Source organism: Streptomyces globisporus (genome assembly GCF_003501885.1).
GTDB classification, from domain to species: domain Bacteria; phylum Actinomycetota; class Actinomycetes; order Streptomycetales; family Streptomycetaceae; genus Streptomyces; species Streptomyces globisporus_D.
In genome coordinates this window covers 1-11,144 of record NZ_QWFA01000234.1, presented here as the reverse complement: position 1 = coordinate 11,144, position 11,144 = coordinate 1, and the positions used below count along the sequence as shown (strand labels likewise).

At 72.7% G+C, this 11,144-nt stretch carries 8 protein-coding genes and 2 pseudogenes; 2 read left to right on the top strand and 8 right to left on the bottom strand.

Translation table 11 applies throughout. From position 1 onward, the window contains the following. Nucleotides 1-535, bottom strand: a pseudogene (locus D3105_RS35920) (hypothetical protein); the annotation flags it as partial. Nucleotides 536-560: 25 nt separating this feature from the next. Between D3105_RS35920 and D3105_RS35915 the strand changes: the two are divergent. Then, the gene (locus D3105_RS35915; RefSeq protein WP_338104029.1) at nt 561-1,760 is read left to right on the top strand and encodes a hypothetical protein; all 1,200 of its coding nucleotides are present in this window, start codon (nt 561-563) and stop codon (nt 1,758-1,760) included. Nucleotides 1,761-1,898: 138 nt separating this feature from the next. Here the strand turns inward: D3105_RS35915 and D3105_RS30155 are convergent. The 4 genes and pseudogenes from D3105_RS30155 to D3105_RS30140 form a co-directional block, all read right to left on the bottom strand. Further along, nucleotides 1,899-2,743, bottom strand: a pseudogene (locus D3105_RS30155) (malate dehydrogenase); the annotation flags it as partial. A gap of 157 nt (nt 2,744-2,900) precedes the next feature. After that, nucleotides 2,901-4,103 carry an XRE family transcriptional regulator gene (locus tag D3105_RS30150; protein ID WP_118906087.1) on the bottom strand — a complete coding sequence of 401 codons (1,203 nt, stop codon included), beginning with the start codon at nt 4,101-4,103 and terminating at the stop codon, nt 2,901-2,903. Between the two features lie 510 nt (nt 4,104-4,613). Continuing rightward, nucleotides 4,614-5,363 carry a DUF3017 domain-containing protein gene (locus D3105_RS30145; RefSeq protein WP_118906086.1) on the bottom strand — a complete coding sequence of 250 codons (750 nt, stop codon included), beginning with the start codon at nt 5,361-5,363 and terminating at the stop codon, nt 4,614-4,616. Nucleotides 5,364-5,387: 24 nt separating this feature from the next. Next, nucleotides 5,388-6,269 (bottom strand): bifunctional methylenetetrahydrofolate dehydrogenase/methenyltetrahydrofolate cyclohydrolase, encoded by an 882-nt coding sequence (locus D3105_RS30140; protein WP_010058645.1) that lies wholly within the window; start codon nt 6,267-6,269, stop codon nt 5,388-5,390. 220 nt (nt 6,270-6,489) lie between these two features. Between D3105_RS30140 and D3105_RS30135 the strand changes: the two genes are divergently transcribed. Beyond that, nucleotides 6,490-7,134, top strand: a complete 645-nt coding sequence (locus D3105_RS30135; RefSeq protein WP_118906085.1) for an RDD family protein — start codon at nt 6,490-6,492, stop codon at nt 7,132-7,134. A gap of 92 nt (nt 7,135-7,226) precedes the next feature. On the opposite strand, the gene D3105_RS30130 is transcribed toward D3105_RS30135, so the two are convergent. From D3105_RS30130 to purN, 3 genes are all read right to left on the bottom strand, one after another. After that, nucleotides 7,227-8,771, bottom strand: a complete 1,545-nt coding sequence (locus tag D3105_RS30130) for a DUF2079 domain-containing protein (RefSeq protein ID WP_118906084.1) — start codon at nt 8,769-8,771, stop codon at nt 7,227-7,229. A gap of 131 nt (nt 8,772-8,902) precedes the next feature. Then, a complete protein-coding gene (gene purH, locus D3105_RS30125; RefSeq protein ID WP_118906083.1) occupies nt 8,903-10,456 on the bottom strand; it encodes a bifunctional phosphoribosylaminoimidazolecarboxamide formyltransferase/IMP cyclohydrolase in 1,554 nt (517 codons plus the stop codon). After that, nucleotides 10,443-11,099: a phosphoribosylglycinamide formyltransferase gene (gene purN / locus D3105_RS30120; RefSeq protein ID WP_118906088.1), complete on the bottom strand. Its 657-nt coding sequence runs from the start codon at nt 11,097-11,099 to the stop codon at nt 10,443-10,445. Before purN ends, purH begins: the two co-directional genes overlap by 14 nt. Nucleotides 11,100-11,144 lie beyond the last annotated feature (45 nt).

Here is an 11,144-nt window from a genome sequence, read left to right as displayed (position 1 = left end):
GCCCCGGGCCGGGGCTGTTCCTCGTGCCGGGACCGGTCGGGGCGGCCGGACCGGAGCGCCGGATGTCGTTGTGGTCGCCGATGCCGATCGCGCTGTCCTTCGCCGACTCGATGAACACACCGCCCGCGCCGATGTGGACGATCTTCTGCTCGAACTCGTCCGTCTCGTAGCCGGCTTCGCGCAGGGCGAGCTGGACGCCGCCGTTCACCCGGTCCTCGATGCTCTTGAGATACCGGTCGACGTCCATGTCCTGGAAGAGCGACGCCTCGTCGTCGGCGCCCAGCTCCCGGACGGAGAACGCGGGGCCCTCGGCCAGCGCACCGGCGTTCCCGGCCGTGAGCAGCTTCCAGGCGCTCGCCGCGCCCCGGCCCAGGACGACGAGCGCGTGAACGGCCGAGGCGGGGGTGCGGGTCAGCGCCCAGACCGCCTTGCCGAACACGTTGTTGTTGCGGTGCCGGTGGGCGGCCCGGTCGGCGTCGCGGAACAGCGTGTGCACCGGCTTCAGGACGTGCGGGGCGACCTCCAGCATCAGCATCCCGCCCTNCCCGGATGCGCAGGAAGTGCCGCCTGCCCTCGCCGCCCTCCTCGACGGCGCGGCCCCGGTGCTGCTCGAACGCGTCGGGGCCGTAGGGGGCGTCCACCCGTCGCGGCAGGCCCGCCGCCGGCAGGAAGACGCACTCGTCGATCACCAGCTCGCGCAGCCGGTCCCGGACGGCGGCCGCTCCTTCGGGGGAGCCGTGCGGGGAAGGCACCCGCAGCGCCTCCAGCAGGGGCACGATCCGGCGCAGGATCCGGGCGTTGTCGAGCGGCTCGGTGGCGGCCCCCTCGCGGGGCCGGAGTTCCACGGCGAGGTTCCAGGGGCGGTAGGGCGTACCCGCGCCGCAGAACGGGTTCTCCTCCGCGTACATGATGAGCGGGGCGTGCTGTTCCAGCCGGATGCGCTGCTGGAGCCGCCGGAAGCGCTCGCCCGGACCGCGTTCGGCCGGGTCGGCCGCGAGGTCGGGGAAGCTCTTCCGGGACAGCTCCTGGGTCATCAGCCTGGCGAACTGCCCCCGCTGGAACCCGACCAGGCTCGCGATGACGGCGAGGAAGAAGAGCGCCACCCAGGCGGACCCCGCGCCGGACCCGTCGGAAAGGCTGTCGCCGAACCCGTCGGAGCCGGAGGACCCGGTGCCGTAGGGGTCGTACGAGGTGGAGCCGCCGGAGTAGCCGTCCGGTTCGGGATCGTCCTCGAACAGACCGAAAAGCGCGCTGCCGAGCACCAGGAACCCGATGAGGACCAGCGAGATCCGCCCGTACCAGCGCATCAGGAAGGCGAGCACCCGCCGGTGGACAGGGGGTTCGGCCGCCGGGCCCCGGACCCAGGGTGCGAGGGCCAGCAGCACACCGGGGAAGAACACGGTCGCGACGATGCCCCGGGAGAGGGCGGCGCCGAGCAGCCAGGCCGCCAGGATGCCCGCGGCCCACCCCAGCTGGGCGCGGCGGGCGCGCAGGGCGTGGGCGAGGACCCGGGCGGCGTCGAAGCCCGCCGACGGGGCCACGAGGCGCTGCTCCTGGACGTACAGCTGCTCGATCACCGCGTCCCGGTAGCCGTCGTGCAGATGGACCCCGGCGCACAGCAGCCGGCTCGCCTCGCTCGCGGCGGGGTGCACGGGCGGCTTCCCGAGCAGATCGTCCTGGCCCTGCGACGGCCGTGGCACGGCGCGGTCGGTCACCGGCTCCTCATCCCCCTGAAGATCGAAAGGGGCCAATGTAAGTGAGGAGGGGGTGCACAGGGGAGGCGATTGTCGGCCAACTCCCACCCGGTGCGAAGGCGGGCGGGCACGCGCGAGCGCCCCCGGCAGCAGGTCTTGGGTGCTGCCGGGGGCGCTCGACGTACTGACGGGTGCGGGTGCGGCTCAGATGAGGCCGAGCTCGCGGACCGCGTCGCGCTCCTCGGTGAGCTCCCGGACCGACGCGTCGATGCGCGCACGGGAGAACTCGTTGATGTCCAGGCCCTGGACGATCTCGTACTTCCCGTCCTTCGTGGTGACCGGGAAGGAGGAGATGATGCCCTCGGGGACGCCGTAGGAGCCGTCCGACGGGATGCCCATCGAGGTCCAGTCGCCCTCGGCGGTGCCGTTGACCCAGGTGTGGACGTGGTCGATGGCGGCGTTGGCGGCCGAGGCGGCGGAGGACGCGCCCCGGGCCTCGATGATCGCGGCGCCGCGCTTGGCGACGGTCGGGATGAAGGTGTCGGCCAGCCACACCTCGTCGTTGACGGGCCCCAGATCGTCAGCTTCTTGATGTCGGAGACGGCGGCGCCGGTCTTGGCGGCCAGCTGCGAGATCGCGCGGTTGTGGTCCAGGCGGGTCATCGCGGTGAAGCGCTCGGCCGGTACGTCCGGGGCGGCGGCCTGCGCGATGAGCGCGTTGGTGTTGGCCGGGTTGCCGACGACGAGGACCTTGATGTCGTCCGCGGCGTGGTCGTTGATGGCCTTGCCCTGCGGCTTGAAGATGCCGCCGTTGGCGGCGAGCAGGTCGCCGCGCTCCATGCCCTTGGTGCGCGGGCGGGCGCCGACGAGCAGGGCGACGTTCGCACCGGCGAAGCCGACGTTCGGGTCGTCGGTGATCTCGATGCCGCGCAGCAGCGGGAAGGCGCAGTCGTCGAGCTCCATGGCGGTGCCCTCGGCGGCCTTGAGGCCCTGCGGGATCTCCAGGAGGCGCAGGTTGACCGGCACGTCCGGGCCGAGCAGGTGGCCGGAGCCAGCGGTCAGGCTATCGGACCCGGCCGGGCCGGACCGCCCGCCCCCCTGTGGCACCGCACACAAACGGTCACGCACCGCACGCGCGGGCGGTGCGTGCTTGCGATGCGTACGTGCGTGCGTGCGGGGGGGGTGTCCCGGCCCCGCCGCACCGGTGTCACTCGCCCGCGTCGGTGCAGCCCTTCGTGCCGGAGGTGAGCGTGGCGCAGGCCTTCGCGTCGGACGCCTTCTTCACCGCGACCATCGGGGTGTACGCGTCGGTGTCGCCCATGACCTCGCCGTTCTGGGGGTCGGCGCCCCCGGTGATCTGCACGGTGTCGCCGATCGCCGCCTCGGTGAGGCGGGCCCAGGCGGCGGAGCAGACCTTGCTGTACCGGACCTCGACCTTGCTGCCGCCGACCACCGCGCTGGCCACCGTACGGGCGAACTCGCCGCCGCAGCCCATCGCCTCGGGGTCCTGCCCGGCGCAGTCCGCACCGCTGCACTCGACGCCCACGGGCAGCTCGGTCGCCTCCGTGGTGGGAGTCGCCGTCGGGGGCGGGGTCGCCTTGGCCGCGTCGTCGCCGCCCGGCGCGAGCAGCACCGCGCCGACCACGACGATCAGCGCACCGACGGCCCCGACGGCGAGCATGAGGCCCTTGCGGCGGCCGCCGGGAGCCTTGCCCGGTCCGGTGCCGCCCGCCTTCCCGCCGGAGCCGGCGTTGGCGTTCTCGGGCGCGTTCCGCTCCGGTCGCCGCCCGCCCTGGTGCGGCACGCCGTCGTACGGCCGGTCCTGGTGACGGGCCGGTGCGGTGCCGCGCTGGGCGGGGACGATGAGCCGGCGCGTGTCGTCGTCGCCGGGCTCGTGGGCCCCGCCGCCGTACGGGCCCTTGGCGTGGGCGTCGCGGGGCGGGGCGTCCGTACCGGCCGGACCCGCGGTGGCGGGGACCCGTGCGCCGGAACCGGACGCGCCGCGCCGGCCGCCGCCGGAGGAGGGCCGGCCGGACCGGCCGCCCGCCGGGGCGCCGGGGGCCGCCGTGCCGAGCTCGCCGAGCGCGGCACGGGCCTGCGTGATGCGGATGGCCTCCATCGTCATGTCATGACGCATCTCGGCCCGGCTCCAGGCCCGCTCCGCCAGCTCCCACATGGTCGTGAGGTGGTGCTGCGGGGTGCCCGTCACCTCGGCGAGCGCCACGACGGCCCCGCGCGGTGCGAGCAGCCGGCCGTTGAGATACCGCTCCCAGGACGTCTTGCTGTAACCCGTGCGGTCGGCCACGGCGTTGATGTTCAGTCCGCTGCGGTCGACGAGTCGGCGCAGCTGGCTGGCGAACTCCCTGATCTGCGGGTCGAGCTCTTCGGGCAGTGCCTTCCAACGAGGCATGGCGTTTCCCTTCCCCCCTCATGTCCCCCGGACGTGCTTGCTGTACCCCGCTGCGACCGGTCCTCCGGCCCGAGCATCCCCCGGTCCGTCCGCCGTCGGCCCGTTCCCTTCCGGACCGTCAACCGGACTACCCACGAGGATGCGCGAATCCAGGGTGTCAGTTCCTGACGAGGGGGCGCACGGGAGCATTCGGGACGGGGTACGCATCTTCACGCGCCTCGAACACTGCGCCGGTCCTTGCCCGGCCACTGCTCTGCCTGCTCCGTGCCGCTCGGTGTGCCGTGACAGTCTGCCATCGTTGCGCGGCGATCACACCGTGCCGGAATGGTCACTTCCGTGCCACAGGCCACAGTGAGCGCTTGTTCCCGACTTTCATGTCCATGACGCTGGAGTCCGGACGGGGCAAGGCCGCCCATCTCGCCGCATACCGGGGCTTCTTGCCCGGTAGGCCCCGTTCCGCCGTGGTGTCCGTCCCCCCTCGGGGGTGGGGACGGCCACCACGGGCACGCCCTAGCGGATCGTGAAGCGGACCGCGTCTTCGAGGATCGGGACGTCGAGCCACGGCTCGGGCTGGGCGACCAGGGCGAGCAGCACGATCAGTGTGCCCATCACCCCGTACGTGACGAGGTCGGTGAAGCGGGACCTTACCGCCAGCATCCCGACCGAGGGCACCACCCAGCGCAGCACGGCACCGGTGATCAGCGCACCGCCGATCAGGATGGTGCCGATGCGGAACGCCTGGTCGAACGGGTCCAGGGCCACGATCAGCAGGCCGAGGCCCGCCGCGCAGAGCACGGTGAGCAGCGGCCACTGCCGGGCCGGGGCGGGCGCGTCACCGGACGCCGCCCGGCCGCCGCCCTCGGGCCGGGCGGTGTCCCGGGTGAACCGCGGAAACCGCCGCGACCTGCGGGGCCGGCCGGTCGGCGCGGGGCCGTCGGCCGGAGCGAACCCATCGGCCGACGCGGCGTCGCTCTGCCCGGCGGAGCCGCCGGAGCCGCCCGAACCACCGGAGCCGCCCGAACCACCGGATTCGCCCGAGCCATCGGATTCGCCCGAGCTATCGGATTCGCCCGGACCGCCCTGCCCGTCGGCGGCATCGGCGGAGGTGCCGTCGGCTGCGGCGCGGCCCGCGCCGCCCTCGTCGGAAGCACCCTCGCCGCGGCCGCCCTGCCCGTCGGCCTCGGCCCGGTCCGGCTCCTCCGGCTCGTCCGTCGCCCGGCCCGCCGGGGCGGGGTCGGCCGGACTCCTACCAGCACCCATGGGGGTTCCCTCCGGATCCGGCCGTCAGCCCGCGGCGGCGGCGTCGGCGGCCTCGGCGGCGGCCCGCTCGGCCGCCTCCACCACGTTGACCAGCAGCTGCGCACGGGTCATCGGGCCGACGCCCCCGGGGTTCGGGGCGACCCAGGCGGCCACCTCGCGGACCCCCGGGTGCACATCGCCGACGATCTTGCCGTCCGCGTCCCGGCTCACGCCGACGTCGAGCACGGCCGCGCCCGGCTTCACGTCCTCGGGCTTGATCAGGTGCTGCACTCCGGCGGCGGCGACGATGATGTCGGCCTGGCGCAGGTGCGAGGAGAGGTCCCGCGTGCCGGTGTGGCACTGGGTCACCGTGGCGTTCTCCGACTTACGGGTCAGCAGCAGCGGGATCGACCGGCCGATGGTGACGCCGCGTCCGACGACCACGACGTGCGCCCCGTTGATCTCGACTCCGTGCGCGCGCAGCAGCTGGACGACGCCCTGCGGGGTGCAGGGCAGCGGGCCGGTCTCGTTGAGGACGAGGCGGCCGAGGCTCATCGGGTGCAGCCCGTCGGCGTCCTTCGCCGGGTCCATCAGCTCCAGGACGCGGTTGGTGTCGATGCCCTTGGGCAGCGGCAGCTGGACGATGTAGCCGGTGCACTCCGGGTTGGCGTTCAGCTCCCGGACGACGTCCTCGATCTCCTCCTGGGTGGCGGTGTCGGGGAGTTCGCGCTGGATGGAGCCGATGCCGACCTGGGCGCAGTCACGGTGCTTGCCGTTGACGTACCACCGGCTGCCCGGGTCGTCCCCGACGAGCAGGGTTCCGAGGCCGGGAGTGATCCCCTGGGCCTTGAGGGCCGCCACACGGACGGTCAGATCGGATTTGATCGCGGCAGCGGTGGCCTTGCCATCGAGAATCTGGGCAGTCATGGGCCCATCCTCGCGGATGACCCCGCCCGCATACCAATTGCCGGTGCCACGCCCGTACGGGACATTGCACTTGCACAACGTCCCGGGCCCCGGACTGGACAAACAAGGGTCCCGCTTATAACGATGAAGGCCGCGGTTGTACGGGGGGCGGGCCGCTGATCGATGTCCTTCCTCCGTGTGGCCATCTCGTCCCCACACGTCTGTTGAAGGAACACCCCTTATGAGCTTCGGCGACCCGAACAACCCGTACGGGCAGCAGCCCGGTCAGCCTCCCCAGGGCCCGCCGCAGGGACAGCCCGGTTACGGCTACCCGCAGCAGGCTCCGCAGGGCGTCCCGCAGCAGGGCTACGGCTACCCGCAGCAGCAGCCCGGCTATCCGCAGCAGCCCGGCCAGCCGTACGGGGCCTACCCGCAGCAGCCGGGTTACGGCGGCCAGCAGCCCGGTTACGGCGGCGGCATGCCGGAGCTGGCCCACTGGGGTCTGCGCGTGGGCGGGATGATCATCGACGGCCTCGTCGTCGGTGTCCCCTACCTCATCCTCGGCGGCATCGGCGGGGCCATGGGCGACTCCGGGGGTGCGATCTTCGCCCTGCTCGGCTTCGTGGCGCTGATCGGTCTCGCCATCTGGCAGCTGTACCAGGAGGGCACCACCGGTCAGACGATCGGCAAGAAGGCCGTGGGCATCCGCCTGCTGCGCGAGGCCGACGGCCGTCCGCTCGGCTTCGGCATGGCCTTCGTCCGCCGCCTGGCCCACTTCCTGGACAGCCTCGCCTGCTACATCGGCTGGCTGTGGCCGCTGTGGGACGAGAAGAAGCAGACGTTCGCGGACAAGGTCTGCTCGTCCGTGGTCGTCAAGGCCAACTGACGCTCCTTTCCGGACCCTTCCGGACATGCCGCGAGGGCCGCACCCGATCACGGGGTGCGGCCCTCGCGGCATGTCCGGCGACGGCAGCCCGGTCAGTCGCCCCGTACGCCCGGGATCTTCGCCGGCTCCGGTGTCGTGCGCTCCATCACCACGAAGCTGCCCCCCCGGTGCTTGAGCCGGTAGCGCGCCTCCGGATGCAGCTGCTCGGCGTACGCCACCGGGTCCTGGATCGGGCGCGACCAGCCGAAGTCCAGGTTGATGGCGACGATGTCGGGTGCGGTGCCCGGGGCTCCGCCGACCCAGTAGACGGTGCGGTCGGAGGTGAGGTGGGCCATGAGCGTGATGTCCGTCTCGACCCGCGCCCCGGCCGGGATGGCGTCCAGCGCCGCCCGGGCCGCCTGGCTGCGGGCGTCGTCGGTGCGGTAGGTCTCCGGGCGCAGCAGGTCGCGCAGCGGCAGGTGCTGGGTCATCGCGACGGCGATCGCGGCGGCGACGGGCACGGCGACCTTCGCGTACGAGGCGAGCCAGGGGCGGCGCGATCCGCGGCTGCGGCGGACGCCGTCGGCCAGCGCGAGGAAGAGCACCGGCATGAGGATCGCACTGTAGTGCCAGACCATGCCCCAGTGGTTGCTGTCCTGGGAGAGCAGCCGCCAGCCGAGCGTCGGGAGGATCAGCAGCGTCAGCGGTGAGCGCAGCGCCATGAACGCGGTGATGCCGATCAGGAAGACCAGCATCTCGATCTTGACGGAGGAGTTGAGGACGCCGAGGACGGAGTCCAGCATCGAGACGTCCTGCTCGCCGTTCTTGTCGATCTTCGTCCAGTAGTCGTAGCGGCCTGCGCTGCTGGCCGCCGGGATGAGGACGACGAGGGTGACGACGAAGGCGGCGACCCCGAAGGCGGCGAGCAGCGCGCCCTGGAGGCGGCGGCCGTACACGAAGAGCAGGAAGCCGACGACGGCGACGGTCGCGCCGAGGTCCTCCTTGACCAGGACGAGCGGGAGCGACCAGAGCAGGGCGGCCGTGTACCGCTTCAGGAGCAGGGCCCGGCAGACGAGGGCCAGCAGCGGTACGGCGAACGCGATCTCGTGGAAGTCGGCCTTCACCGCTTCCTGGATGCCCCAGGACAGTCCGTACGCGACGGTGACGCAGAGCCCGGAGCGCCCGCCGAGGATCTGCTGGGTGGTGCGGCCGACGACGACCGCGCCCAGGGCGAACAGCGCGGCCTGGGCGAACAGCAGGGACTCCGCGGACGGCCAGAGCCAGTACAGCGGGGCGAGCAGCGCCACGATCGGGGAGAAGTGGTCGCCGAGGATCAGATAGCCGGGGCCCTTGATGTCGACGACCGGCGCGTCGAACCCGGCGTACGCCCGGACCTCCTGCTCGAAGATCCCCAGGTCCCAGGAGGGCGAGCCGAAGCGGGCGTACTGGAAGTACGCGTAGAGGAAGTAGAGCGCGCAGAGGATCGCGCCGGCGATGAGGTACGGGCGCAGGGGTACGCGCTCGGCGGCGGCGTCCGGGTCCGTGCTCGGGGAGTCGCCTGCCGGGCGGGTGTCCGGGGCGGCGTCGGGCCCCGGGTCCTGGGCGGGCAGGCGTCCCGGCTCCGACCGGTCCGTTCCACTCTTGTTCAGCTCAAGCACGGTGACTGTCCCTGCTGGGGATTGCTACGGCCGTGTCATTAGAACAGAGCGGCGAGCCGATGCCGTACGACGGACACGGCGGCGGCCGCACCCCCGCGAAGGGGTGCGGCCGCCGCCGAATGCCTCGGCGATCAGTGGAAGAAGTGGCGCGTGCCCGTGAAGTACATGGTCACGCCCGCCTTCTGCGCGGCCTCGATCACCAGCTCGTCGCGGACGGATCCGCCGGGCTGGACGACGGCCTTGATCCCGGCGGCCGTGAGGATCTCCAGGCCGTCGGGGAACGGGAAGAACGCGTCGGACGCGGCGTACGAACCGGTGGCCCGCTCCGCGCCCGCCCGCTCGACGGCGAGCTTGGCGGAGTCGACCCGGTTGACCTGGCCCATGCCGACGCCGACCGAGGCGCCGTCCTTGGCGAGCAGGATCGCGTTGGACTTGACCGCGCGGGACGCCTTCCAGGCGAACGCCAGCTCCTTCAGCTCCGCCTCGGAGAGCGCGTCGCCGGTGGCGAGCGTCCAGTTGGCCGGGTCGTCGCCGTCGGCCTGGAGGCGGTCGGCGACCTGGAGCAGCGCGCCGCCGTCGATCGGCTTGACCTCGAACGCGGCGGTGGGGGCCTCGGGGGCGCGCAGCACGCGGATGTTCTTCTTGCGGGCCAGCACCTCCACGGCGCCGTCCTCGTAGGCCGGGGCGACGATGACCTCGGTGAAGATCTCCGCGACCTGCTCGGCCAGCTCGACCGTCACCGGGCGGTTGACGGCGATGACGCCGCCGAACGCGGAGAGCGGGTCGCAGGCGTGCGCCTTGCGGTGCGCCTCGGCGACGTCGGCGCCGATCGCGATCCCGCACGGGTTGGCGTGCTTGATGATCGCGACGCAGGGCTCGGCGTGGTCGTGGGCGGCGCGGCGGGCGGCGTCGGTGTCCGTGTAGTTGTTGTAGGACATCTCCTTGCCGTGCAGCTGCTCGGCCTCGGCGAGGCCGCCGTCGCCGGAGGTGTAGAGCGCGGCGGGCTGGTGCGGGTTCTCGCCGTAGCGCAGGACGTTCTTGCGGGCGAAGGTGTCGCCCAGGAACTCCGGGAGGCCCGAGTCGTCGGCGGCCGCGTAGTCGTCCGCGAACCAGGAGGCGACGGCCACGTCGTAGGCGGCGGTGTGCTGGAACGCCTCGGCGGCCAGCCGCTTGCGGGCGGTCAGGTCGAAGCCGCCCGCCTTCACGGCCGCGAGGACGTCCGCGTACCGCTCGGGGCTCGTGACGACGGCCACGGAGGGGTGGTTCTTGGCGGCGGCGCGGACCATCGAGGGGCCGCCGATGTCGATCTGCTCGACGCACTCGTCGTCGGAGGCCCCCGAGGCGACCGTCGCCTTGAACGGGTAGAGGTTCACCACGACCAGGTCGAAGGGCTCGACGCCCAGCTCGGCCAGCTGCTCGCGGTGGGCATCGAGGCGCAGGTCGGCGAGGATGCCGGCGTGGACGCGGGGGTGCAGCGTCTTGACGCGGCCGTCCAGGCACTCGGGGAAGCCGGTGAGCTCCTCGACCTTGGTGACCGGGACACCGGCGGCGGCGATCTTCCCGGCGGTGGAGCCGGTGGAGACGAGTTCGACGCCCGCCTCGTGCAGACCGCGGGCGAGGTCTTCGAGCCCCGTCTTGTCGTAGACACTGACCAGGGCGCGGCGGATGGGCTTATTCACCGACATGACCGAGATGAACCTTTCGTCCCTCAATGCGATGACCGTCACGGGCGATCCGCCCCACGGCCTCGACGAGCAGCGAGCGCTCGACTTCCTTGATGCGTTCGTGGAGGGCGGCTTCGCCCTCCGGGGTGTCCTCCTCGGTCACCTCGACCACGCCCTGCGCGATGATCGGACCGGTGTCGACACCGTCGTCGACGAAGTGGACGGTGCAGCCCGTGACCTTGACGCCGTACGCGAGTGCGTCACGCACTCCGTGGGCGCCGGGGAAGCTGGGCAGCAGGGCGGGATGGGTGTTGACGGTCCGGCCGCCGAAGGCGGCGAGGAACGCCGGGCCGACGATCTTCATGAAACCGGCGGAGACGACGAGGTCGGGACGGTGCGCGGCGACCTGTGCGGCGAGCGCCTCGTCCCACTCGGCGCGGGTCGCGTGGTCCTTGACCCGGCACACGAACGTGGGGATTCCGGCCTTCTCCGCACGCTCCACGCCACCGGTCCCCGAGCGGTCCGCGCCGACCGCGACGATCTGCGCCCCGTACCCCTCGGGGTCGTCGCCGATGGCGTCGAGGAGCGCCTGGAGATTCGTACCGGATCCGGAGACCAGCACGACCAGCCGGGCAGGAGAGGCGGGGGTGGGCGGGGAGGCCACGTCGGGGCCCTTTCTCACGTGATGACCGCGTGGTGACGCAGGTGC

Coding starts and splice junctions, on each gene's coding strand:
- D3105_RS30150 (WP_118906087.1), bottom strand. CDS start 4,103: ATGCCTCGTTGGAAGGCACTGCCCGAAGAGCTCGACCCGCAGATCAGG.
- D3105_RS30145 (WP_118906086.1), bottom strand. CDS start 5,363: ATGGGTGCTGGTAGGAGTCCGGCCGACCCCGCCCCGGCGGGCCGGGCG.
- D3105_RS30140 (WP_010058645.1), bottom strand. CDS start 6,269: ATGACTGCCCAGATTCTCGATGGCAAGGCCACCGCTGCCGCGATCAAA.
- D3105_RS30135 (WP_118906085.1), top strand. CDS start 6,490: ATGAGCTTCGGCGACCCGAACAACCCGTACGGGCAGCAGCCCGGTCAG.
- purH (WP_118906083.1), bottom strand. CDS start 10,456: ATGTCGGTGAATAAGCCCATCCGCCGCGCCCTGGTCAGTGTCTACGAC.